This is a genomic window from Arthrobacter sp. Soil_C_49 (assembly GCF_057656635.1).
In genome coordinates this window covers 381,041-403,299 of record NZ_JBDGJZ010000001.1, presented here as the reverse complement: position 1 = coordinate 403,299, position 22,259 = coordinate 381,041, and the positions used below count along the sequence as shown (strand labels likewise).

Sequence of the window (22,259 nt, the reverse complement as noted above, 5' to 3'; positions counted from 1 at the left end):
TGCCACGTAAGACCCCCGGCACGGGGCGCAAGTGGTGCGGCGGCACGGCGAGGGAACGTAGGCTCGGGTGCATGGCCAGATACTTTGACGTTCATCCCCAGGATCCGCAGCCCCGCGCCATTGCCCAGGCGGTGCGTATGGTGCTCGACGGCGGCCTGATCGCCTACCCGACCGACTCCTGTTACGCGCTGGGGGCCCAGCTGGGCAACAAGGACGCCCTGGACCGGATCAGGAGCATCCGCAGGCTGGACGACAAGCACCATTTCACGCTGGTGTGCAAGGACTTCGCGCAGCTGGGGCAGTTCGTGAACATCGGCAATGATGTGTTCCGCAGCATCAAGTCCGTGACGCCGGGGAGCTACACCTTTATCCTGCCGGCCACGAAGGAGGTCCCGCGGCGGCTCCTGCACCCCAAGAAGAAGACCGTGGGTGTCAGGATTCCGGACAACAGGGTGGTCCAGGCGCTGCTGGCAGAACTCGGTGAGCCCCTGCTTTCAAGCACGCTGCTGCTCCCGGACGAGGAAGACCCCCTAACCCAGGGCTGGGAGATCAAGGAGCGGCTGGACCACCAGGTGGACGCCGTGATCGACGCCGGCGACTGCGGGTCGGAGCCCACCACGGTAGTGGACTTCTCGAGTGGTGTTGCCGAGGTAGTCCGGCGCGGAACCGGGGATCCGTCCCGCTTCGAATAGCCTGCTAATCCTGCTTCCGGGCGCGGCTGGGCTGCACCCGGGGCGGCTCGCCCGGCATCTTGGGGTAGTCGGGCGGGAACGGCATCTCCTGAAGCCCCGCCGTGACGTCGCGGTCCCACCATTCCAGCAGTGTGTCGATGGTGCCTGCTGTGCTGTGCATGTCCGCCCAGGGGTCACCCACGGTTTTGAGCCGCTCCGGGACCGTCAGGATGGTGAAGTCTTTGGGGTCCGCGGTTTCCAGCTCGTCCCAGGAGATGGGGCACGAGACCGAGGCGTGCGCCAGCGCCCGGGGGCTGTAGGCGCCGGCAATGGTGCGGTCCCGGTTGGCCTGGTTGAAGTCCAGGAAGATCCGTTTTCCCCGTTCTTCCTTCCACCAGGCGGTGGTGACCTTCTCCGGCATCCGGCGCTCCACCTCCCGCGCGGCGGCAATTACTGCGTGCCGCACGTCGAGGAATTCCCGCGTGGGCTCGATGGGCGCGTAGACGTGCAGCCCGCGGTTGCCGGAGGTCTTGATGAAGCAGGTGAGTCCTGCCTCGGCCAGCACCTCTTTCATCACCAGGGCGGCGGGGACGGCATCGCCGAAGTCGGTGCCCGGCTGCGGATCCAAGTCGATCCGCAGCTGGTCGGGGTTGTCAGTATTCGCGGTCCGGGAGGGCCAGGGGTGGAAAACCACCGTGTTCATCTGGACAGCCCACACTGCTGCGGCGGGCTCGTCCAGGATCAGCATGGGATGCGACCGGGCACTCGGAAAAACCACTTTCTGCGTCCGGATGAAGTCCGGCGTCCCCTTGGGCGGGTTCTTGGAGAAAAACATCTCGCCGTCGATGTTGTCCGAGTACCGTTGCAATGCCACCGGCCGGTCTCCGTTGGCTGCGATGAATGCCTCGCCGACGTCGCACATATAGCGTGCCAGGTCCAGTTTGGTGAGACCCAGGTCCGGCCAAAGGACCCGGCTGGGACTGGAAATGCGCATCTCGCGCTCCCCGTGGGGGCCCGGAACGGTAACGGTGGTCTGTTCGCTCGCCATGGGGACAACGTACACCCCGGCTGTAACAAGCGGGCAGATTTCGGCCTCCCGGTCCGGCATGATGGAGGAATGCCAGCCCCGGAAATGCCACTGACCGTTGAGGTGGGCGACGTCACCGTGACCGCCGCCTTTGCCCGCCCCGACAATCCATCCGCCACCATCGTGGTGGCCCATGGTGCCGGCGCCGGGATGGAGCACCCGTTCCTTACGGGGTTGACGGCGGCCCTGAACGGGCTTGGCCTTGCGACGTTGCGCTTCAACTTTCCCTACCGGGAAGCGGGCAGGAAGTTCCCGGACCGTCCGCCCGTGGCCATCGCTGCCTGGCGTGCTGCCATGGCCGCGGCGGCGGAGCAGGCAGCGAAGCATCAGGACACGGGCCCCCTCTGGGCGGCGGGCAAATCCTTTGGCGGGCGGATGGCGTCCATGGCCGTAGCGGACGGCATGGATGCGGCCGGGCTCATATACCTCGGTTATCCCCTGCATCCGCCGGGCAAACCGGAGAAGCTGCGGGACGAACACCTGTACGGGCTGGCCACGCCCATGCTGTTCCTGCAGGGCAGCCGCGACACCTTCGCTACTCCGGAGATCCTGGCGGACGTGGTGTCCCGCATCGGCCCCCATGCCGTCCTTCAGTGGGTGGACGGAGGCGACCACTCGTTCGCTGTAGCGGGCAGGAAACGTCCCGCAACCGAGGTGGGCGCTTCACTGGCCCGGCCCATGGACGCATTCATCCGGGACAATTCCCCGTCAATGCGGTCCTGATCCAGTCAGCACCGAACCGTCCTCAGGCCCGACCAAAAGGGCCTCATGCTGCAGCCTCCTCGTGCCACCAGCCTTCCCATGCTGCGGAGGTCAGGCGGCCCTCGGGAAACTCGCTGGTTCCGCTGGCGCCGTTCTGGGACCGGCCGTCCTCATTGCGGCGGCCGTCGAGCAAAAGGTTAAGGCTGTTCAAGAGAAACATCTTTACGTCCTTCCATGTCTGATGTGGACCACGCTGTCCAGGTAGGAACGAGCCTAACCGGGGCATGTTTCAGCCCATCGACGCGACGTTTCGAGTGTGTATCTTAGTTCTCACGGAGCCGGAACCAGCCGGCAAGACTGTCCCGGAACGCAGCTACTGGCGCGGTTTGACCCGTGCGGTGGCGGTGGCTGACCAGGGATCCTCCGGCCAGGGGTGCTTGGGATAGCGTCCCCGCATTTCCGCCCGGACCTGGGCATAGGGGCCGGACCAGAACGATGCGAGATCGTCGGTGACGGCCAGGGGGCGCCGGGCCGGTGACAACAGATGGAACAGCACCGGCACGCGTCCGCCAAGGAGCCGGGGCGTCTCTGCCCAGCCGAAACACTCCTGCAGTTTGACGGCCACCACCGGGCGGGCCGTGTCATCCGCAACATCCGGGTACACGACCCTGATCCGCGACCCGCTGGGTACCTCGAGCCATTCCGGTGCAAGGTCATCCAGTTTCGCCGCGGCCGGCCAGGGCAGCAGCCGGCGGAGCGGGTGGGCCAGGTCGATGGAACGTGCGGACGCTCCGCCCGCGAGGGCTTCCAGTTCCGGCCCCAGCCACTCCTCGAGCCGCAGCAGCAGGGACTGGTCCGAGACGTCCGGCCATGGCGCGCCGAGTCCCCGGTGCAGGAAGGCGAGCCGGCGGCGCAGCCCCTGGGCCGCCGTCGACCATTCCAGGACGCCGAGGCCTTCCTTCTTGAGCGCCTCAGCGACGGCGGCCCTGCCTTCAGCGGGCGATGGCCGGACCGGGGTGGATGCCAGGACGATCGCCCCGAGGCGCCGCACCCTGCGCGCGGAAACGCGCCCGCCGGCAAACTGTGCCGACACGGTCTCCCTCAGGAGATGCGCTGCGGCGGCTTCGGCGAGACCGGACGTCAGCGGCGCCGCGGAGCGGATTACGGCGCCGGTGCCTGCGGAGTCCCTGCCGTCGGCCCGCGATACTTCAGCGACGGCCAGCCATTCGTGGCCGGAGAGGGAACTTCCGGCCGGCAGCCCGGCACGGGTTCCGGAAGACAGCAGGTAGCGGTTCGGCGGGCCGGCATCCACCAGGCGCGCCACCCTGTCCGGGAAGGCGAGTGCGACGACGGCGCCCACCACTGCGCTACCGGTCACGGGCGCAGGCAGCGCGGGAGAAGCGGCGAGCGGGCCACGCTGCGCCAGGGCAGCTAGGCGGCGGGTGTCCTCCGCCCAGCGCCGGGCGGTTGCTCCCGGCTCGTTGCGCAGCTGGGACAGGAGGCGGCTGAGGTCGGCGCCGGGGGCCCGGTGGTCACCCGATACCAGGGCCACTGCCTCCGCTGCGGCCAGCGGACCGGCGGCGGCTGCCCCGTCGAGCAGTGCGCGGCCCAGGCGCGGGTCGGCTGGAATGGTGGCCAGCAGCCGACCCATTCCGGTGGCGTGGCCGTCGTCCGCCACGGCGCCAAGCTCGCGCAGCACTTCCATCGCGTCGTCCATGGCCTGCTGCGGCGGCTGGTCCGGAAGGGCGAGGCCGGCACCTCGGGGAGCACCCCAGGCCGAGAGCAGCAGCGCGGCTCCGGTGAGGTCCGCCACCTTGATTTCCGGCGTGACGTGGGCCGGGGCCGCGCCGTAGGCCTGCTGGTCATAGCACCGCACCACGCGGCCCGGACCCTGGCGGGCGGCACGGCCGGCGCGTTGGTCCGCCGAAGCGCGGGAGCAGGAAACCGTGATTAGGCCGCTCATTCCCCTGCCGGAATCACGGCGCGGTTCCCGGGTCAGGCCGGAATCGATGACCAGCCGGACACCCGGAACAGTAAGAGAGGACTCGGCCAGGTCGGTGGAGACAATCACCCTGGCCCTGCCGCCGGGCAGTCGCCCGGAAACCGCCCGGTCCTGTTCTGCAGCCGGCACCTGGCCGTGGAGTTCCAGGACGTCAACACGCGTGCCCAGCCGCCTCCGAAGGTCGGCGGCCACCAGGGAAACCTCCCGGGCGCCGGGGAGGAAAACGAGGGCGTCAGCCGAGCTGTCCGTGCTGAGCGCGCGAACGTGCTCCTCCTCGGCCGTCCACGCCACGTGGTCCAGGAATACGGGCGTCACGCCCCTGCTGTCCAGCCGTGGTCCTGGCGCGGGACGCCAGTCGGTTTGAAGGGGATGGAGCACCGAAGGGCAGTCCACCACGGCAGCCGGCCCGCCGCCGTCGTCCTCCCCGGCGGCGGTGGTGGCGAGCAGTGCCGCGAAGCGGGGTGCGTCCAGGGTCGCGGACATGGCGACGACGGTGAGGTCACCACGCAACTCCCTGACCTCGGCGAGCATGCCCACCAGCAGGTCCGTTTCCAGCCCGCGTTCGTGGACTTCGTCCAGCACCACTGCTGCCACACCCTCGAGGCCGGGATCGGACAGCAGGCGGCGCAACAGGATGCCGGGGGTGACGAATTCGACGACGGTTTCCGGGCCCGCCTGCCGCTCGCCGCGCACGGAGTAGCCGACGCGGCCACCCAAAGGGCTGCCATCCAGCACAGACAGGCGCCTGGCGGCGGCCCGGGCAGCAACACGGCGCGGCTGCGTGACCACGATCCGCCCGCCGCCGTGCGACAGGAGGTTGGCGAGCAGCGGGGGGACGAGGGTGGTCTTGCCGGTGCCCGGCGGCGCCTGCACTACAGCCGTCCGCCCGGCCACGCGGCCAAGGGCGCGGGTGAGGGCAGGCAGCGAGTCCGCGAACGCCAATCCGGCACCAACGGCCCCAAGGTCGAACGGTGTGGCGGCGAACGCCTGGTGCTGCCTGCCGGGAGAAGTCATCCGTCCATTCTGCCCGGAACTGCAGCTAGGGCTTCGCCTTGCCCTTGCCCTTTGCTTCCTTGGCAGCATCCGGCAGTACCGGCTGCTGCTGGACGGGAGCCGGGGCCGGGACCGGAATAATCGCCGGCTGCTGGGCTTCAACCTGGGGTGACTGTTGAGGCTGCACGGCCTCTTCTGATGGGGACGTGTCCGATGCGGTGGCCGCAGGGGCTTCGGCGGCGGTAGCAGCTGCTGCTGCCGCCAGTTGACCGGTGACGTCTGCCCGCACCGCCTCCACCGCGGCGTCGATCCCCCGGTACCGGGACAGTGAGATCAGGCCCTTGCCAGCGGCGTCGTTCAGGTCCTTCTCCAGTGCTTCCAGCGCGGCCAGTGCGCCGTCCATCCTGTTTTCCGCTGCGGCCTGGCTGATATTCAGCACCCTGATCTGCAGGCCCCGAAGGGTCGCCGCGTCGGAATCTGCGGGCCGCAGCAGCGGGGAAGCCGCATACAGCGCCCCAGCAACGCAGGCGGCACTTACCAGGGCTGCGGCCGCGCGCCAAAGCCGGAACCGCGTACGGGCCGGCACGCCGACCTCAGTGGCACCGGCCGGCGCCGGAGCCTCAGGCGGCATGCCGGCCACGGAGTGACCCGAGCGCCGCCGACGGCGCCGGCAGAACTGTCACCGGCGCAGTGGACGCCTGAGCCGCTTTTGCCGGAGCCCTTGTTGCCCGTGGAGCTGTTGCCTGTGCAGTTGCTGCCGGGGCCATGACGGCCGGACGGGCAGGCAGTTCCCGTTCGAGAACCGTCAGCCCGGGAGCCTCAGGGGCAGGGCGAACTGCCCGCCGTTCCAACAACCGCTTAACCGCGGTCCGCAGCAGAATCGCAATCGAGTGCCCGAGGCCCAGCCCCAGGAGCACGTGGCCGGCAAGATACTGGCCCCCGTGGCCGGCAGCACCAAAGGGAGCGCTGAGAGCGGCGGCGGCGCCGGCGGCGGCGATCACCAGTGCCGAGGCGGCGGCTAGAACTGTGCCCATGGCCTACTCCTGTCCTCAATTAATCAGCAGGCTTACTAGTATTGGTCAGCAAGCTTACTACCTGATCGCAGTGAAGCAAGAATGCAGCATCAAGGGGATTCCGACCGCCTGGCGGCATGTTTCCGCAGCCCTGGACACACGTGGCCAGCAGGCCTGGCTGCCGCCCGGAAGATGAAGGACCTTGACGCCAAAGTGGCCGGCGCAGGGCGGGGACGGTGGACCGTCACGACCGGGCAGGCAAACTCGTGGCCTTTATCTCACGCTGATTTCACTAAACACTGAATAGTCCACTTGGAAGGCAGGACGGGACAAAACGCAAAAAAACAGGTTGCTTCCCCGCCGTAGCGGGCGGCAACCTGTTTTTTGCAATGAAAGGAAGAGAGCAATATCCGGCCCAGGAAAAGCACCTTTGATAGCCTGCAGCCAGCCTCAGGTCATCCGGCGGCCTCCAGCACGCGCGCGGCCGGGGCCAATTCACCATACCGGCCTTTGAAAAACAGCAGCGGGGCAGCATCCTGCCGTGCATCAAGGTGGCGCACCGCGGCCACCACAATAGTGTGGTCGCCGCCGTCGTACTCCGCATGCAACTCGCAGTCGATCCAGGCCAGCGCGTCATCCAGGACCGGGTTGCCCAGCGGCGAGGGGCTGTGGCCCACGCCGGCGAACTTGTCGGCACCTGACCGGGCAAACTGGACGGCCAGGTGTTGGTGCCCGGCGGGAAGGATATTGACAGTGAAGGCGCCCGCCTCCCGCAGTACCGGCCAGGTGGTGGACGTCCGGGCAGGGCTGAACGTCACCAGAGCAGGTTCCAGGGAAAGCGATGCGAAGGACTGGCAGGTGAAACCGGCCGGCCCTTGCGCGGTGGAACTCGTGATCACCGTCAAACCGCTGGCGAAGGTGCCAAAAATATCGCGAAGCCGGCGCGGGGCAAGATCTGATGTGGCTGTCACGGATGGCCTCTCGTTGGATCGTTACCTCACCAAACCATCACACCACCAGGCGATTCAACCGCCTTTGAAATGCCCGGACTCGCACAGCAATGAAATGTCACCTGGCTTCTTCCTGCGTAACGGCAAAATATTAAGCGACGCAACATGTCGCTTTTTTACGAAGCAAGAATTCCGTTTACCCGGAATTGCGCTTTGTTGATTCACATGTCTGTCAACTGGCGGCACATTCGCCCGCCCGGCTAATTTCTCATCAAGAAGTTCTGCGGCAATACGCCCGAAATCCCAATTCCTGCATTTTTGGGACTTTCGTGCGCGCTGCACGTGCCAACCCGCGAAGAGAGATAACCGGTATGACGTCAGTAGAAACCGAAGCCCCGCCACGTACCGTTGAGACTTTCGTGCGGGAACTTCGCGACCGCCATCCGGACCTCGAAGTGCTCAGTCCCGGATCGGGGACCCACCGCTACCGCTATGACGCCGCCACCGCCAAGAACGCGGCAGCCGACGCCGGACGCCTGGGCCCCGCCGTGGTCCTGCCCGTAAATGCCGAACAGGTCCAGGCGGCCGTCCGGCTGGCTGCTGAACTGGGGGTGCCGGTGGTGCCGCGGGGTGCGGGCACCGGCCTTTCGGGCGGTGCCACCGCCGGCGGACACCAGGTGGTGGTCTCGACGGAAAGAATGACTGCCGTCGTCGAGATTTCCCCGCTGGACGAGGTGGCCGTGGTGGAGCCCGGCATCATTAATGCCGACCTGAACGCCCGGCTCAAGCCGTACGGCCTCTTCTACGCGCCCGACCCCGCCAGCTACGACATCTCCTCGATCGGCGGCAACATCGCCACCAACGCGGGGGGACTGCGCTGCGCCAAGTACGGGGTGACCCGCGAATCAATCCTGGCCCTCGACGTCGTCCTCGCGGACGGCAGCCTGGTCACCGTGGGACACCGCTCCATCAAGGGCGTGACGGGACTGGACCTGACCTCCCTCTTTGTTGGCTCCGAGGGAATCCTGGGCATCGTGGTTCGGGCGACTGTCCGGCTCCGGCCCATCCCCGTGGCCCGCAAAACGGTCACCGCCTTCTTCGACAGCACTGCCGAAGGCGCGGCGGGCCTTGCCGCCATCACGCTCTCCCCCGTCCGCCCTGCCGCGATCGAATTCTTCGATACGCCCAGCCTGGACAACATCGACCGGCATTCGGGCTCGGAACTCCGCGCCCGGGGCGCCGCACTGATCCTGATTGAGCTTGACGGTTACGGCATAGAGGAGCAGGCGGCGGACCTCGCGGCGGCGCTCACGGCCCGCGGCGGGCGCGTCACCGAGGAAACGGACGACGACGGGATCCGCCTGTGGGGGCTGCGGCGCAACGGGCGGGGCCTGCCGGAAGGCCAGTGGTACATCGGTGAGGACATCGCCGTGCCCAAATCACAGCTGCCCAAGGTCTACGAAGCGTTCCCTGCGCTGGAGGCACGCTTCGGTGTCAACATCTCCGCGGTTTCCCACGCCGGCGACGGCAACCTCCATCCGCTGATCACCAGGGACATCGGGCCCGGCGACGACCCGGCGAGCCCGCCAGCCGCCCTGGCGGACGCCGCCACGGAGCTCGTGCGGGTGGCACTGGCCCTGGGCGGCACCGTGACCGGCGAACACGGGGTGGGCACCGTCAAACAGGAATGGGCCGCCCTGGAACTGTCCGGCCGGATACGGCAGGCGCAGCACTCCATCAAGGCTGCCCTCGATCCCCAGGGCCTGCTCAATCCCGGCAAAGCCATCTAAGCCCACAACACCTTCTTCCCTTTCTCCAGGAGCATCTCCATGTACTCAGCACCCGTTGGACGCCGCGTTTTCCTCGCCGGGGTCAGCGCCGTCGCACTGTCCGCACTCACCGCCTGCGGGGCAGGCGTCCCGGCCACCAGTTCCTCCGACGCCGGCACACCCGTGGACGGCGGAAACATCACTTTCCTGATCCAGGGCTACGACACTGGCTGGGTGTCGAGCAAAACCTCCATTTCCAGCTACGAGGGAAACCTCTGGGGCCAGCTCACCGACAAGCTTGTCTACGTTGACGAGAAGGGCCAGCTGAGCCCCTGGGTGGCTGACAGCTGGGAGGAACTGAACGGAGCCAAGGACTTCGTCCTCCACCTCAAAAAGGGCGTGACCTTCTCCGACGGAACTCCCCTGGACGCGGCAGCCGTAGTGGCAAACCTGAATGCGTGGGCCAAGGGCGACCCGGCGCGCGGCATCAGCAAGGTGGGTCTGTTCCCGTCCAGCAACTTCGTCAGCGCCGAAGCAAGTGACGAGAGCACTGTCCGGGTGTCGTTCTCCTCCCCTGCCCTGGGATTCATTGCCACGCTGGCCTACCACGGCTGCATCCTGCTCTCCCCCAAGACCCTCGCACTCCCCGTGGATGCCCAGGCAGACCTGGCCCAGGAGGTCGGCAGCGGCCCGTTTGTGCTGAAGTCCTGGAAGCAGGGTGACAGCTACGTGCTGGAAAAGCGCAAGGACTACAACTGGGGCCCGGCGGCGCTCGGGCATACCGGTCCGGCACGCCTGGACACCATCACCTACAAGGTCATCAAAGACACCTCCGTCAGGACCTCCACCGTGGCCTCCGGCCAGGCAGAGGTGGCGTTCAACGTGGAGCCGCAGGAAATTGAATCCCTGAAGGCGCAAGGCTTCACCGTGGGAACGCCGAAGTACCTGGGCTTTGTGGACGGCTTCCAGGTCAACACCCAGGCCTTTCCCACGAACGAGCTCAACGTCCGCAAAGCGATCCAGCACGGCATCGACCGCGAGGAGATCCGCAACACCGTCTACACCTCCGACTGGGAGGCGGCCACCACCTTCATCCAGGGCAACGTCCCCGAAGCCGGGGAGTACAGCGGTTCCTTTGCGTATGACCCCGAGCTGGCCGTGAAGCTCCTTGACGAGGCTGGCTGGAAGCCCGGGGCGGACGGCTACCGGGTCAAGGACGGGAAGACCTTGGAGTTCCCGCTCACCCCCAACCCCTACGTCCCCTCCACGAAGGCCGAGGATGAACTGATCGCCCAGCAGCTGCAGCGCATCGGCATCAAGGTGAACCTGAAGGTGGTGGACGTTGCCGGCTACGCGGCCATCCAGGCAAGCCGTCCGCCGCTGTTCCAAACCTCCCGCAGCTTCGTGGACGTCGGCACGGTGGCCGGGGTGCTCACCAGCCAGAACAACGGTGAAAACTGGTTCAACCTGGGCACCAGCGACCAGAAACTGAACGACCTGTCCACCGCCATCGCCAGTGCCTCGGACCGCCCGGCCCGGGAAAAAGTGGCCGGCGAGCTGCAGCAGCACGTCCTCGAGCAGGGCTACTTCATTCCACTGAACCAGCTTGTCCAGCGCCTGTACCTGATCTCACCCAAAGTCAAGGACGTCCAGTACAACGGCCTGGCGTACGCCAACTTCTACACCGCCTGGATCGCCAAGTGACGCCCGCCGTCGAACGCGGCACCGCAGCCGGAACGGGGCAACCATGGCTGCCGTGACCAACGGATACCGCCGTTTTGCCCTGACCCGGGCAGCCCAGGCAGCCGCCGTCGTCCTGCTCGCGTACGTCCTGACCTTCCTGGTGATCAGCGTCCTCCCGGGCGACTCCATCACCAACACCCTGCGCGATCCGCAATCGGGACTGAGCGAGGAGGACATCCAACGGATCGTCGCCTACTACGGCCTGGACCAACCGGTGCTGGTCCAGCTCGCCCTGTCCCTGGGCAGGTTCCTGACCGGGCAACTGGGTTTCTCGCTGCAGTCCAACCTGCCGGTGGCCCAGCTGGTGGGTGATGCCCTGCCGTCAACGCTCACGCTGGCCTCGACGGCGCTGGTGATTTCCCTGGTTTTCGCGGTGGCCATCGCCTACGGCGCCCACTACGCTCCGCCGAAAGTGGCTGGCGTGCTGCGTTCCATCCCGTCGTTCTTCCTCTCGGTGCCAAACTTTGTGATCGGCCTGGTGCTGATCGAAGTGTTCGCGTTCCGCCTGCACTCCTTCACCACCACGGATCCCAACAGCGCAGCGGCCACCCTTTTTGCCGCCGTCACCCTGGCGATTCCGGTGTCCGCACCGCTGGCGGAGGTATTGATTGCCGGCCTGGACCATGAATCGCGGCAGGACTATGCACTGGTGGCCCGTTCCCGCGGCCTGACCGAAGCCACGCTCTTTGCCAGGCACCTGGTCAAGCCCTCGGCCCTCCCCGCCGTGGCCATGATCGCCCTGATCGTGGGAGAACTCCTGGGAGGCTCGGTGATCACCGAAACTATTTTCGGCCGTGACGGCATCGGGACCGTGGTCCAGAAGGCGGTCACGGGAGAGGACCAGCCGGTCCTTCAAGCCGTTGTGTCCCTGTCCGCAGTTGTTTTTGTGGCGGTCAACCTGGCCGCCGACCTGTTGACCCCCCTGCTGGATCCCCGGGTCCGCATCAGAGAGGCGGTGGACGCATGAGCGCCAGCCTGACCTTCGCCCGCCTCCGCAGCTCCGGGGCAGGGAAGATCCGCACCCGTACCGCAATCCCGCCCACCGTTGTACTGTCCTTGCTGGTGCTGGCCCTGGTGATGCTGTGGTCGCTGCTGCCGGGCATGTTCACAACGCAAAGCCCGGTTGTCGGGGATACCGCCAGCAAGCTTGCCGCCCCGTCCGCGGCCCACTGGTTCGGAACGGATTACCTGGGCCGCGACCAGTACGCGAGGGTGGTGTACGGGACAGCCTCGTCCGTTACCAGCGCGTTGGTCGCCGTCCTCATCGGCCTGCTGATGGGAAGCGCCATCGGGCTGGCCAGCGGCTTTCGCGGCGGCTGGCTGGACACCACGCTGGGCCGCTTCGTCGACGTCCTGCTCGCCATACCGGGGTTCCTCCTCGCGGTGGTCATCGTTAGCTCCTTGGGCTTCCAGACCATCAACGCGGCCATCGCCACCGGAGTGTCCGCCGTCGCGGTCTTTGCCCGCCTGATGCGGGCGGAGGTGATCCGCGTCCGCCGGGCCGCTTTTGTCGAGGCCTCCTACCTGTCCGGCGGGAACCGGATCCAGGCACTGCTGGGACACGTCCTTCCCAACGCCTACCGCTCAGTGCTGGTGTTGGCGGTACTGCAGTTCGGCACGTCCATCCTGGTGATCGCCTCCCTGGCCTTCCTCGGTTACGGTGATCCGCCGCCGGCATCGGACTGGGGACTCCTGGTGGCCTCCGGCAAGACCTACCCAACCGCGCCCTGGCTGGTCTATGCGCCGGCGCTGGTCATTGTGGCCACAGTGCTGTCCGTCAACCGGATCAGCCGCTGGCTGAGGAAGACAAAGTGAGTGCCGTGCACCTGACCGCAAAGGACAAACCAGTGCCCGCAAGAGAGAACACCCCGCTGCTCCAGGTGGAAGGCCTCACCGTTGCCTACGGCGCGGATGAGGTAGTCCGCGATGTGGGCTTTTCCATCAGCAAGGGCGGGAGCCTGGCCCTGATCGGCGAATCGGGCTCCGGGAAATCCACCATTGCCAAGGCCATCCTGCGGCTGCTGCCGCACGGCGACGTGCAGGTGGCCGGAAACGTTCGGCTGGACGGCACCGAAGTGCTCACCACCCCTGAACGGCACTTCCGGCCCCTGCGAGGCCGCGCCCTGGGGTTCATCCCGCAGGACCCCGGTTCGGCCCTCAACCCGGTGCGCACCATCGGCGCCCAGGCCCACGAGGCGGCGGCCCTGGCGGGCGGCACCGATCCGGAGGGCAGGTACCGCAGCATCCTGCAGGTGTTTGAACAGGTGGGCCTGCCGGAACCCCGCCGGGTCTACGACTCCTACCCGCATCAGCTCTCCGGCGGCATGCTGCAGCGCGTCCTGATCGCCCTCACAGTGCTGCCGCGGCCTTCCCTGATCGTGGCGGATGAGCCGACCTCGGCCCTGGACGTCACCGTGCAGAAGCTCATTCTGGACATGCTTGCTGACCTGCGCCGGGAGCTGGACATCAGTCTGCTGCTGATCACGCACGACCTGGCGATTGCCGCCGAACGCGCCGATTCCCTGGTGGTGCTCAAGAACGGCGCAGTGCAGGAACAGGGAACATCCCGCGAGGTGTTCGCCGCCCCGCGCACCGAGTATGCGCGCAGCCTCCAGGCAGACGTTCCCGCCCTGAATCCGGACCGGTACCGCAGCCAACGGGCGGCGCAGCCAGGTGACGCCGGCGGCAGGCAGCTTCAGGTCGCCGTCAGGGGCGTCACCAAACGGTTCCAGGCCGGGAACAAGGAGGTCCTCGCCGTCGACGATGTGTCCTTCTCGGTTGAGCGCGGCCGTACCCACGCCCTGGTGGGCGAGTCCGGCTCCGGGAAGACGACGGCGGTCCGGCTCCTCCTTGGCCTGGAGCAGGCTGACGCCGGGGTCATTGAAGTGGGCGGCCAGCCCACCGCCGGTCTCAGCCGGGCGGGCCTGCGGAATGTGCGCCGCCACCTGCAGCTGGTGTACCAGAACCCGTTCACGTCGCTGGACCCCACCTGGCGGGTGGGCAGGATCGTCCGGGAACCACTGGACCGGTTCGGAGTGGGAGCCAAAGCCGCCCGGGACGCCCGGGTACACGAAGCCCTGGAAGCAGTTGGCCTGCCTGCGGATGTTGCCGCGAGACGGCCGGTGCAGCTCTCGGGCGGGCAGCGGCAGCGGGTGGCAATTGCCCGCGCCCTCGTGGTGCGCCCCGACGTCGTGGTCCTGGATGAACCCACTTCCGCCCTGGATGTCAGCGTGCAGGCCGGCATCCTCGAACTTCTCGCCCGGCTCCAGCGCGACCTTGGCCTGACCTACCTGTTTGTCTCGCACGATCTCGCCCTGGTACGGCAGGTGGCGGACACGGTGTCCGTTCTGCGGCAAGGGCAGGTTGTGGAACAAGGCACCGTGAACCAGATCTTTACCCGCCCCCGGCACCCCTACACCCGGGCGCTCCTGGACGCGATTCCGGGAACCGGCACCTCCGCCGCCGGGGAGCGCGCATCCATCCAGACCTACGAGCCAGCAAAGGCGGCATCATGACCATCGCAACAGCCCCCACCGTGGTCCGCGCGCCGGCCCGCAAACCTGCCCTGATCACCGGGTTCACTGCCCCCAAGGGATTCGGCGACACCACCCTGCGGGACAGGCGGGAGGACGCCATCGAACTCCTCGGCGGGATCCCGGACCCGGGCGTCCTTCCCGCAGCTGAACTGGCAGCCGCCACCGCCCGCGTCCTGGCCCGGCCCGGAGTCCCTGCCCTCCAGTACTCCCGCACGGAAGGCATCTCGCCGCTGAGGGAATGGGTTGCAGCCCGGGAGGGTGTGCCGGTGGAGCGGATCATCATCACCAACGGCGGCTTCCATGGGCTGTCCCTGGCTATCCAGACGGTGGTGGAACGCGGCGACCTGGTGGCCGTGGACAACCCCATTTTCCCGTTGTTCCTGCGCGGCCTCCAGCTGTCCGCCGCGGACACGCTGCCGGTGACGGTGGGGCCGCGGGGCCTGGATGTCGAGGAACTGGCGGACCGCCTGCGGAACGGGGCCCGGCCCTCGGCGCTCTACACCGTCCCGGACTTCCATAATCCGTCGCAGGGAACGCTCCCGGAGCAGCAACGGGCGGAACTCGTGCGGCTCGCCGAGCAGTACGGGTTCGTGATCCTCGCCGACAACCCCTACCGGGAACTCTGGTACGAGGGCGGGCCGGAAAGCGTGGAGGCCTTCAATGTCTCGGACCACGTCATCCACATCAACACGTTCACCAAGACACTCGGGCCCGGACTCCGGCTGGGCTGGCTGGTGGTGCCGGAGCACCTGGCAGGCGACATCACCGCGCTCCGAAGCCGGCAGGACTCGCACAGCTCCACGCTGGTGCAGGCCGTGGTGGGCGAAGCGCTGACATCGGACCCCGGGCTCTTCGACGCCACGCTGGGACGTGCCCGGGAGCTGTACCGGACCCGCGCGGAAACCCTCGTGGCGGCACTGGAACGGGAAGCCCCGGGAGCATTCGAGACCACCCTTCCGGGCGGCGGCCTGTTCCTCTGGCCCAGGCTGCGCGACGACAGGATCGACCCGGACCAGCTCGCGGCTGATGCCAGCGCCGAAGGAGTGGAGTACCAGCGCGGTTCCTTCTTCCCCTCGGGCCCCGGCACGGATTCGGCACGGCACCTGCGCCTCGCCTACGGCGACGTTGACGTGGAGCGGCTGGAGGAAGCCGTGGCGCGGCTGGCGAGGGCGCTGAAAAGACAGCAGTAGCCAAGGATTTGTTTCATACCTTCCTGCAGGGCCTCTCTATCCGGGGCCCTGCAGGCGTTTTGGCCTAAGTACCGGAGTTGGCCGAGACCAATTCCAGGGAATTGTTCTGCTGAACGTTGGGATAGTTCGGGTACTGATACTGGTTATAGCCCTGTTGCGACATTGAGACCCCTTCCGTGAGGCGCTGGAACGCCACGCTTGTATGCGGGGCTCTGCCGCGACTGTTGGATATCCGCTGCCATTCATGTCCCCCTGCATGAACGTATCGGGTTCTCATCACGAGAACTTTGGTCCGGCGGCAATCTTGCGGAGATCTTTCGCCCGCTGTCATGAGACTCTCTGAGCGTGTGTTGGTGTAGCTGCAGTACAACCTGCCCTCGACGTGCCTGTAGCTCGCCCCTCAGCCTTACCGCCGCCCCGCCCGTCGAAGAACCTTCTCGAAGAATCTTTCATGCATCTGCATCCAAATGCCGGCCGCCGGCGGTAGTAGGTGTGTAAGCAAAAACCGCCCGCCCGGCGGGCCGAAGAAGGAGAAATCATGCGCACCAGCATTTTTGCATCAGGGGCAGTGGCAGTAGCGGCGGCACTGGCTTTCGCCGGCCCCGCCCAAGCTGCCGAAGGGGACGCCCAGCTCTCCGTCCTGCACGGGGTTCCCGGGCTGACGGTGGACGTGTGGGTCAACGGCGAACGGACGCTGGACGACTTCACGCCCGGCACCCTGGCCGGCCCCCTCGCGCTTCCGGCAGGAACCTACGCTCTTGCCATCACCACCGCGGATGCCGCCGACGCGTCCGCCGCGGTGATCGGCCCGGTCAACGTGACCCTTGCCGCCAACGGCAACTACACGGCGGTGGCCAATTTGGATGCCGCAGGGAAGCCGACGGCCAACCTGTTCACCAACGACGTCTCGGCGATTGCCGCCGGCAAGGGCAAGCTGACGGTGCGGCACACGGCCGCCGCCCCCGCCGTCGACGTCCTGGCTGCCGGATCCGCCGTCATTTCCAACCTGGCAAACCCGAACGAGCAGACGCTCACGCTTGACCCGGGCACCATCCCGGCTGCAGTGGCGGCGGCCGGAACCACCCAGCCTGTCATCGGCCCCGCCGACGTCACGGTGGCCGAGGGCACGCACACCATCGTGTACGCCTGGGGCAGCCTTGCGGACAAGAACCTGCAGCTTGCCGTGCAGACCATCGAGGGCCTGCACTCGGCTCCCGGAGCAGTTCCGGGCGGACGCTCGGGTGCGGCGGATGAAGGCATCACCGGACAGGCCATGGCAGTTGCCGGGTTCGGAGCAGCAGGCCTCGCGCTCGTCTTCGGCGCCGTGGTTGCTTCCCGCACCGCGGCCCTGCGCCAGGCCGGCCGCAAGTAGCTGACTGACATGGAAAGCACGACGACGGCGCCCCGGTTCCGGAGGTCCCCGCACCTTCCGGCCCCGGTGTCCACAGCGCAGGTTGGCCCGGCGAAGACTGTCGCAACAAGCCGTTCCATCCGTGCCCGGGCGGGCGCCGCCGTCGTCCTTGCCGCAGCCCTCCTCACTGGATGCGGCACATCAGCACCAACCCTGCCGGAGGCTGTCCCGTCCGGGACAGCCTCCCCAGCGGCGCAGGCCGGCGCGTCCCCCACCGCGCCGGCTCCGGTTCCCCCAATGTCTCGCCCAGCCGCCGCTGTTCCGGACGTTCCCCTCCGCCAGGCCACTGCCGCCCCCGCTGCTCCCCGGGACCCGGCACCCCGTTTCCTGACAGTGGAAGGCACCAGCATCAGCATGGAGATCGTGGACGTGGGCACCTCCCCCGACGGGGCGATGGAGATTCCGGAAGCCTTCAACCAGGCAGGCTGGTACCGGTACGGGCCCGCACCGGGGGCGGCGGCGGGGGCAGCCGTGATCGCCGCCCACGTGGACACCACGTCGGACCGGGCGCCGTTTTCGCAGTTAAGGGGCCTGCCGGCCGGAACCCTCGTCACCGTTGAGCGCTACGGCGCCCCTGCGCTGAACTACCGGGTGCGTTCAGTTGAACTGATGGCCAAGGACAAGTTCGACGGCGGTTCCCTGTTCCGCCGTGACGGGCCGCACCAGCTTCGGCTGGTGACGTGCGGCGGCCGGTGGCTGGACGAGAAACAGGACTACAGTGACAATGTCATTGTCACTGCGGAACTTGAATGAGCCGCGAGTCAGCCCTGACACTCATTGCCGAGGAGGGGAAGGAGGCCGGTTTGGCATCTTCTGCCCAGCCGTCTTCCGGCGACGAGCAGCACCATGGCGGATCAGCGCAGCCCTCCGCCGGCGGCACCTGGAATCCGCAACTCGACCACTCGTTTTCCGCCGGCGATGAAAAGGCCCTGGCTGAGGCCTACCGCCAGTTTTCGCCACTTGTGTACACCCTGGCCCTCCGGGCGCTGCGGAACCGCAGCGCCGCGGATGACGTGACGCAGGAAGTCTTTATCCGGGTATGGAAATCCCGGACCACGTTCGATCCGCGGAAGGCCGCACTGCCGGCCTGGATTGTAGGTATCACCCGGAACGCCATCACGGATGCGCTCGCCGCCGCCGCCCGGGAATCCCGCAAAGAGCTGGCCGCAGTGGAACTGCAGCCCGAGGCTGAGGACGCAGCGGCGTCCGCGTCCGCCGAAATCCTGGCGGACCGGCTGCTCCTGGACGGCGAGCTGGCCCGGCTGGGCGAACCCCAGGGCTCCATCATGCGCCTGGCTTTTTACGATGACCTGACCCACGACCAGATTTCACGCGAACTCAACCTTCCCCTTGGTACGGTCAAGAGTCATATCCGCCGCAGCCTTAGCCACCTGAGACACCGATTGGAGGTGGACCATGCAGCACCTTGACCCTGAAGCCCTGAGCCTGTTCGCCCTAAACGAGCCAATGGACGCCCGGAGCGCTGACCACCTCCGCTCCTGCCCCGAGTGCAGCACTGAGGTTGCGGCGCTGCGGCGCGCCGTAAACGCGGTGCGGACCGTCCCGGACTCCGGCGGACTGAAAGCCCCGGGTGCGAATGTCTGGGAAGGGATCCACCGGCAGCTTGGACTCACGGACGCGGTGGCGGCTGATCCGCTGGGTCCCGCCCGCGGCCGGGATGCCACCACGGGGAAAACTGGACCGGAAGAACCGCGTCCCGGAGCACATCAAGAAGAAAAACCCCGCAGCAATGTGACCTGGCTGCGGCGGCCGGCGACGTGGCTGGCTGCCGCCGCTGCGGCCGTCCTGATCACCACCGGGGTTGTGCTGGCCGTCAACCGGACGGCCGCTCCGGTGACCCTCGCCTCGGCCCAGCTTGAACCGCTGGACCGCTACACTGCCACGGGTTCGGCCACGGTGACCGAGGCCAGCGACGGTTCGCGGACCATCGAGGTACGGCTCAACAAAACCGAAGCCAGCGGTTACCAGGAAGTCTGGCTGATCGCCCCGGACCTGTCCCGGCTGGTCAGCCTGGGGATCATGAACTCACCGTCCGGCCGCTTCGAGGTTCCATCCGGCCTGGACCTGTCCGGCTACCCCATCGTTGATGTGTCCGATGAACCGCTCGACGGCAATCCGGCACATTCCAGCGTCAGCATCGTCCGGGGCACGCTCAGCTCCTGAAAACTGATCGGTGGGCACCGTCGCCAGGACGGTCAGCGGCCTGCGGCGGCCAGGTTCCCCGGCACCGGATCGTGCCGGAGGTAGCGGCGGCTGAACGTGCCGGTGCCCGCGGTGAGGGCGCGCAGCTCCACCGCGTATTTGAGGAGTTCCTGGTCCGGGACCTCCGCTGTGATTTCGGTCCGGTCCCCGCCGGAGGAGGAGGTCCCGGTGAGCCGGCCCCGGCGCCCGGAAAGATCGCTCATCACCGTTCCCACATGCTCGTCCGGAACACTGAGCACCACCGATGAGACCGGCTCGAGCAGCTGGATGCTGCCAGCGGCGGCAGCCTCCCTCAACGCCAGGGCGCCTGCCGCTTGAAAGGCTGCGTCGGAGGAATCAACGCTGTGTGCCTTGCCGCCCACCAGGGTCACGCGCAGGTCCACCACGGGGAAGCCGGAGGCCACGCCGCGTTGCATCTGCGCGCGGACGCCCTTTTCCACCGAGGAAATAAAGGTTCCCGGGATCACCCCGCCCACGGTTTTGTCCACAAATTCGAACCCGGCCCCCCTGGCCAGCGGTTCCACTTCGATGTCGCACACCGCGTACTGGCCGTGGCCGCCGGACTGTTTGACGTGCCGTCCGTGCCCGGCGGCCCGCGTTGCGAAGGTTTCCCGCAGCGGCGTCACCACCTCCACGGTGTGCAGCTTCACGCCCTGGTCGCGGAGCCGGTCCAGCACCACTTCGGCGTGCGCCTCCCCCATGCACCAGAGGATCAGCTGGTGGGTTTCGGCGTTCCGCTCCACCCTCAGCGTCGGGTCCCCGGCGGCGACCTTCCCCAGGCTCCGGGCGAGGGCGTCCTCATCGCTGTGGGAATCGGCTTCGATGGCCACAGGCATCAGCGGCTCCGGCATCTCCCAGGTGGCCAGCAGCAGCGGCTGGTCCTTCGCGGAGATTGTGTCCCCGGTCTCGGCGGTGCCCAGTTTTGCCACGGCAGCGATGTCCCCTGCGACACAAAAAGGGACGGGCCGGAGGGTCGCTCCCAGGGGCGAGTAGAGGTGCGTGAGACGTTCGTCGGTGTCGTGGTCCTGGTGTCCGCGGTCCGCCAGTCCGTGCCCGCTGACGTGGATGGGGGTGTCCCCGCTCAGGGTTCCGGAGAAGACCCGCACCAGGCAGACCCGGCCCAGGAAAGCGTCCACCGTGGTGCGGACGACCTCCGCAGCGAGCGGCCCGCCGGGGTCGCAGGCCAAGGGACGGAGCGGGGATCCGGACAGGTCCGTAGCCCGCGGCAGGCTGCGCTCGGGCGGAGACGGGAAAGCCTTGGCCAGGAGCTCCAGCAGTTCGGCCGTTCCCAGCCCGGTCAGCGCCGAGGAAGGCACCGCCGGGAAGAAGGATCCGCGCGCGACGGCGGTTTCCAGGTCCGGGATGAGGACGCCGGCATCGATGTCCTCGCCGCCGAGGTAGCGGTCCATCAGCGTCTCATCTTCGCTCTCGGCGATGATGCCCTCGATCAGCTCCGCGCGGGAAGGCTCCGCTGCCGCCAGTTCCCCCGGTTCCGCCGCACGGGCGGCCGGGCCGGAACCCTCTGCCGGGTACTCGAAGACCGTTCCGGACAGCAGGCCCAGCAGCCCGGTGACATTCCCGCCGGCCCGGACCGGCACATACAACGGAAGCACCGTCTCGCCGAACGCATCACGGCAGGCGGCCAGGACGCCGTCGTAATCAGCCCGGGGATGGTCCAGCCGGGTGATGACCACGGCGCGGGGCATTCCCAGGTACTGGCATTCGTGCCAGATCGCGGTGGTGCCCGCATCCACCCCGTCCACGGCGGACACGGCGAAAAGAACGGCGTCCGCGGCGCGCAGGCCGGCGCGGAGTTCGCCGATGAAGTCCGGATAGCCGGGCGTATCGAGGAGGTTGATCTTCATGCCGGCCACCGGGAGCGGAACCACTGACAACGCCACTGACCGCTGCTGGTGGATGGCGGCGGGATCGGAATCGCTCACGGTGGTTCCGTCAACCACTGAGCCCTTCCGCGTGATCATCCCGTTGGCTTCCAGCAGCGCCTCGATGAGGGTGGTTTTGCCGGCACCGGAACGGCCCACCAGTGCCACGTTCCGGACCAGGGCAGGGTCCCTGGGCGTGATGCCGGCGGAGCCATTGCCCTGGCGTCCTTCCGGCCCGCCCCGTCCTGCAGCGTCCTTGGTGCTTTTCACCGACATCGGAACCTCCTGGCGTCTTTGCCTGGTTGTTGTACTGGCCGCTGCGTTTACTTGCCGCGGGCCTTGCGGGTTGCAGCGTCGTTCGCCTTTTGCAGGGCTTTGACGAGTTCGTCCTTGTCCATGGAGGAGCGGCCGCTGATGTCCAGCTCCCTGGCCCGCTCCAGCAGGTGTTTCTTGGTGGCGTTGGCGTCCACGCCGCCGGCGGTGGGCTCATCCGAGCCAAGGCCCTTTTCCGCCCGCTCGTCCGACGGCCCGCGCTTTTCCTTGGGCTCCCAGTGGTCTCCCACCTTTTCGTAGCTGTGCTTCAGGGAAGCGTAGGCGGCGCGCGCCGCGCGGCTTTCGTCGTTGTCGTAGGACTCCATCGCGGAGTCGTAGGTTTTGGCGAAGGTGTCCTGCGCCTTCTGGTCCGAGCGTTGCAAGGTTGAGGGAAGCTCGTCCTTGCGGGCGTGATCGTTCTTTCCCGTCTTCGGCATGGCACTCACCGCACTTTCGTCAGCAGCACTGATCATGGCAGAACACACCCAGCTTAGCCACGGCCCGCTTGGCTTGTCTGCTGCCCGCCATGTGCCCTCTTCCCGAAGCCTTCATCCCGCGCCCGGCATCAGTTCGGTTCCGGCCATTGGTCCGGGTCGTAGCCGTAAAGACGGGGAGGCCGGGGCGCCTCTTCCGGGTCCAGTGCGTCCTCCGGCCCGGGTTCTTCCTGCTGCACGTCCTCGGCGTCGGCCGGTCCACGTTTCTTCCGGCTTTCGTCCTTACCAGTGCCGCGCCTGTCCGGGCTGTCAGCCATGACCCACTCCAATCCCCCGATGA

At 67.5% G+C, this 22,259-nt stretch carries 21 protein-coding genes; 12 read left to right on the top strand and 9 right to left on the bottom strand.

Going from position 1 to position 22,259, the window contains the following annotated elements; genetic code table 11:
• Nucleotides 1-71: 71 nt before the first annotated feature.
• Nucleotides 72-692, top strand: coding sequence for an L-threonylcarbamoyladenylate synthase (locus AC3A4Z_RS01850; protein WP_498709671.1), 621 nt, complete (start codon nucleotides 72-74; stop codon nucleotides 690-692).
• Between the two features lie 4 nt (nucleotides 693-696).
• Here AC3A4Z_RS01850 and ligD read toward each other — a convergent pair whose 3' ends face one another.
• Nucleotides 697-1,719: a non-homologous end-joining DNA ligase gene (gene ligD / locus AC3A4Z_RS01845; RefSeq protein ID WP_498709670.1), complete on the bottom strand. Its 1,023-nt coding sequence runs from the start codon at nucleotides 1,717-1,719 to the stop codon at nucleotides 697-699.
• Between the two features lie 69 nt (nucleotides 1,720-1,788).
• Here ligD and AC3A4Z_RS01840 point away from each other — a divergent pair, with 69 nt between their 5' ends.
• Entirely contained in the window at nucleotides 1,789-2,481 is a 693-nt protein-coding gene (locus AC3A4Z_RS01840) for an alpha/beta hydrolase family protein (RefSeq protein ID WP_498709669.1), read from the top strand.
• Nucleotides 2,482-2,524: 43 nt separating this feature from the next.
• Here AC3A4Z_RS01840 and AC3A4Z_RS01835 read toward each other — a convergent pair whose 3' ends face one another.
• The 5 genes from AC3A4Z_RS01835 to AC3A4Z_RS01815 all read right to left on the bottom strand — a co-directional run bounded on the left by AC3A4Z_RS01835 (nucleotide 2,525) and on the right by AC3A4Z_RS01815 (nucleotide 7,439).
• Nucleotides 2,525-2,680 carry a hypothetical protein gene (locus AC3A4Z_RS01835; protein ID WP_498709668.1) on the bottom strand — a complete coding sequence of 52 codons (156 nt, stop codon included), beginning with the start codon at nucleotides 2,678-2,680 and terminating at the stop codon, nucleotides 2,525-2,527.
• 153 nt (nucleotides 2,681-2,833) lie between these two features.
• Nucleotides 2,834-5,476 carry an ATP-dependent helicase HrpB gene (gene hrpB / locus AC3A4Z_RS01830; protein ID WP_498709667.1) on the bottom strand — a complete coding sequence of 881 codons (2,643 nt, stop codon included), beginning with the start codon at nucleotides 5,474-5,476 and terminating at the stop codon, nucleotides 2,834-2,836.
• Between the two features lie 25 nt (nucleotides 5,477-5,501).
• Nucleotides 5,502-6,086, bottom strand: coding sequence for a hypothetical protein (locus tag AC3A4Z_RS01825; RefSeq protein WP_498710053.1), 585 nt, complete (start codon nucleotides 6,084-6,086; stop codon nucleotides 5,502-5,504).
• On the bottom strand, nucleotides 6,076-6,489 hold the full coding sequence (locus AC3A4Z_RS01820) for a hypothetical protein (protein WP_498709666.1): 414 nt from the start codon (nucleotides 6,487-6,489) through the stop codon (nucleotides 6,076-6,078). Before AC3A4Z_RS01820 ends, AC3A4Z_RS01825 begins: the two co-directional genes overlap by 11 nt.
• Nucleotides 6,490-6,923: 434 nt before the next feature.
• Nucleotides 6,924-7,439, bottom strand: coding sequence for a flavin reductase family protein (locus tag AC3A4Z_RS01815; protein ID WP_498709665.1), 516 nt, complete (start codon nucleotides 7,437-7,439; stop codon nucleotides 6,924-6,926).
• Nucleotides 7,440-7,789: 350 nt separating this feature from the next.
• Between AC3A4Z_RS01815 and AC3A4Z_RS01810 the strand changes: the two genes are divergently transcribed.
• The 10 genes from AC3A4Z_RS01810 to AC3A4Z_RS01765 all read left to right on the top strand — a co-directional run bounded on the left by AC3A4Z_RS01810 (nucleotide 7,790) and on the right by AC3A4Z_RS01765 (nucleotide 19,251).
• A complete protein-coding gene (locus tag AC3A4Z_RS01810; protein WP_498709663.1) occupies nucleotides 7,790-9,208 on the top strand; it encodes an FAD-binding oxidoreductase in 1,419 nt (472 codons plus the stop codon).
• Between the two features lie 39 nt (nucleotides 9,209-9,247).
• Nucleotides 9,248-10,891, top strand: a complete 1,644-nt coding sequence (locus tag AC3A4Z_RS01805) for an ABC transporter substrate-binding protein (RefSeq protein ID WP_498709661.1) — start codon at nucleotides 9,248-9,250, stop codon at nucleotides 10,889-10,891.
• Nucleotides 10,892-10,934: 43 nt separating this feature from the next.
• Nucleotides 10,935-11,897, top strand: coding sequence for an ABC transporter permease (locus AC3A4Z_RS01800; RefSeq protein ID WP_498709660.1), 963 nt, complete (start codon nucleotides 10,935-10,937; stop codon nucleotides 11,895-11,897).
• Nucleotides 11,894-12,745 carry an ABC transporter permease gene (locus tag AC3A4Z_RS01795; RefSeq protein WP_498709659.1) on the top strand — a complete coding sequence of 284 codons (852 nt, stop codon included), beginning with the start codon at nucleotides 11,894-11,896 and terminating at the stop codon, nucleotides 12,743-12,745. Before AC3A4Z_RS01800 ends, AC3A4Z_RS01795 begins: the two co-directional genes overlap by 4 nt.
• The gene (locus AC3A4Z_RS01790) at nucleotides 12,742-14,445 is read left to right on the top strand and encodes a dipeptide ABC transporter ATP-binding protein (protein WP_498709657.1); all 1,704 of its coding nucleotides are present in this window, start codon (nucleotides 12,742-12,744) and stop codon (nucleotides 14,443-14,445) included. Before AC3A4Z_RS01795 ends, AC3A4Z_RS01790 begins: the two co-directional genes overlap by 4 nt.
• Complete coding sequence (locus AC3A4Z_RS01785; protein ID WP_498709655.1) at nucleotides 14,442-15,656, top strand: aminotransferase-like domain-containing protein; 1,215 nt, start codon at nucleotides 14,442-14,444, stop codon at nucleotides 15,654-15,656. The genes AC3A4Z_RS01790 and AC3A4Z_RS01785 overlap by 4 nt, the downstream gene beginning before the upstream one ends.
• 538 nt (nucleotides 15,657-16,194) lie before the next feature.
• On the top strand, nucleotides 16,195-17,028 hold the full coding sequence (locus tag AC3A4Z_RS01780; RefSeq protein ID WP_498709653.1) for a DUF4397 domain-containing protein: 834 nt from the start codon (nucleotides 16,195-16,197) through the stop codon (nucleotides 17,026-17,028).
• A gap of 9 nt (nucleotides 17,029-17,037) precedes the next feature.
• Nucleotides 17,038-17,820 (top strand): class F sortase, encoded by a 783-nt coding sequence (locus tag AC3A4Z_RS01775; RefSeq protein WP_498709652.1) that lies wholly within the window; start codon nucleotides 17,038-17,040, stop codon nucleotides 17,818-17,820.
• Entirely contained in the window at nucleotides 17,817-18,497 is a 681-nt protein-coding gene (locus tag AC3A4Z_RS01770; protein ID WP_498709651.1) for an RNA polymerase sigma factor, read from the top strand. The genes AC3A4Z_RS01775 and AC3A4Z_RS01770 overlap by 4 nt, the downstream gene beginning before the upstream one ends.
• The gene (locus AC3A4Z_RS01765; RefSeq protein WP_498709650.1) at nucleotides 18,484-19,251 is read left to right on the top strand and encodes an anti-sigma factor domain-containing protein; all 768 of its coding nucleotides are present in this window, start codon (nucleotides 18,484-18,486) and stop codon (nucleotides 19,249-19,251) included. The genes AC3A4Z_RS01770 and AC3A4Z_RS01765 overlap by 14 nt, the downstream gene beginning before the upstream one ends.
• Before the next feature lie 32 nt (nucleotides 19,252-19,283).
• Here the strand turns inward: AC3A4Z_RS01765 and AC3A4Z_RS01760 are convergent, their stop codons facing one another.
• From AC3A4Z_RS01760 to AC3A4Z_RS01750, 3 genes are all read right to left on the bottom strand, one after another.
• Nucleotides 19,284-21,449, bottom strand: coding sequence for an elongation factor G-like protein EF-G2 (locus tag AC3A4Z_RS01760; protein ID WP_498709648.1), 2,166 nt, complete (start codon nucleotides 21,447-21,449; stop codon nucleotides 19,284-19,286).
• Between the two features lie 47 nt (nucleotides 21,450-21,496).
• Nucleotides 21,497-21,922 (bottom strand): ChaB family protein, encoded by a 426-nt coding sequence (locus AC3A4Z_RS01755; RefSeq protein WP_498709647.1) that lies wholly within the window; start codon nucleotides 21,920-21,922, stop codon nucleotides 21,497-21,499.
• Nucleotides 21,923-22,050: 128 nt separating this feature from the next.
• Nucleotides 22,051-22,236, bottom strand: coding sequence for a hypothetical protein (locus AC3A4Z_RS01750; protein ID WP_493969167.1), 186 nt, complete (start codon nucleotides 22,234-22,236; stop codon nucleotides 22,051-22,053).
• Nucleotides 22,237-22,259: the final 23 nt, after the last annotated feature.

Bases quoted from the DNA above. Each gene is read 5' to 3' on its own strand.
- AC3A4Z_RS01850 (WP_498709671.1), top strand. From the start codon at position 72: ATGGCCAGATACTTTGACGTTCATCCCCAGGATCCGCAGCCCCGCGCC.
- ligD (WP_498709670.1), bottom strand. From the start codon at position 1,719: ATGGCGAGCGAACAGACCACCGTTACCGTTCCGGGCCCCCACGGGGAG.
- AC3A4Z_RS01840 (WP_498709669.1), top strand. From the start codon at position 1,789: ATGCCAGCCCCGGAAATGCCACTGACCGTTGAGGTGGGCGACGTCACC.
- AC3A4Z_RS01835 (WP_498709668.1), bottom strand. From the start codon at position 2,680: ATGTTTCTCTTGAACAGCCTTAACCTTTTGCTCGACGGCCGCCGCAAT.
- hrpB (WP_498709667.1), bottom strand. From the start codon at position 5,476: ATGACTTCTCCCGGCAGGCAGCACCAGGCGTTCGCCGCCACACCGTTC.
- AC3A4Z_RS01825 (WP_498710053.1), bottom strand. From the start codon at position 6,086: ATGCCGCCTGAGGCTCCGGCGCCGGCCGGTGCCACTGAGGTCGGCGTG.
- AC3A4Z_RS01820 (WP_498709666.1), bottom strand. From the start codon at position 6,489: ATGGGCACAGTTCTAGCCGCCGCCTCGGCACTGGTGATCGCCGCCGCC.
- AC3A4Z_RS01810 (WP_498709663.1), top strand. From the start codon at position 7,790: ATGACGTCAGTAGAAACCGAAGCCCCGCCACGTACCGTTGAGACTTTC.
- AC3A4Z_RS01805 (WP_498709661.1), top strand. From the start codon at position 9,248: ATGTACTCAGCACCCGTTGGACGCCGCGTTTTCCTCGCCGGGGTCAGC.
- AC3A4Z_RS01800 (WP_498709660.1), top strand. From the start codon at position 10,935: ATGGCTGCCGTGACCAACGGATACCGCCGTTTTGCCCTGACCCGGGCA.
- AC3A4Z_RS01795 (WP_498709659.1), top strand. From the start codon at position 11,894: ATGAGCGCCAGCCTGACCTTCGCCCGCCTCCGCAGCTCCGGGGCAGGG.
- AC3A4Z_RS01785 (WP_498709655.1), top strand. From the start codon at position 14,442: ATGACCATCGCAACAGCCCCCACCGTGGTCCGCGCGCCGGCCCGCAAA.
- AC3A4Z_RS01780 (WP_498709653.1), top strand. From the start codon at position 16,195: ATGCGCACCAGCATTTTTGCATCAGGGGCAGTGGCAGTAGCGGCGGCA.
- AC3A4Z_RS01775 (WP_498709652.1), top strand. From the start codon at position 17,038: ATGGAAAGCACGACGACGGCGCCCCGGTTCCGGAGGTCCCCGCACCTT.
- AC3A4Z_RS01770 (WP_498709651.1), top strand. From the start codon at position 17,817: ATGAGCCGCGAGTCAGCCCTGACACTCATTGCCGAGGAGGGGAAGGAG.
- AC3A4Z_RS01765 (WP_498709650.1), top strand. From the start codon at position 18,484: ATGCAGCACCTTGACCCTGAAGCCCTGAGCCTGTTCGCCCTAAACGAG.
- AC3A4Z_RS01760 (WP_498709648.1), bottom strand. From the start codon at position 21,449: ATGTCGGTGAAAAGCACCAAGGACGCTGCAGGACGGGGCGGGCCGGAA.
- AC3A4Z_RS01755 (WP_498709647.1), bottom strand. From the start codon at position 21,922: ATGCCGAAGACGGGAAAGAACGATCACGCCCGCAAGGACGAGCTTCCC.
- AC3A4Z_RS01750 (WP_493969167.1), bottom strand. From the start codon at position 22,236: ATGGCTGACAGCCCGGACAGGCGCGGCACTGGTAAGGACGAAAGCCGG.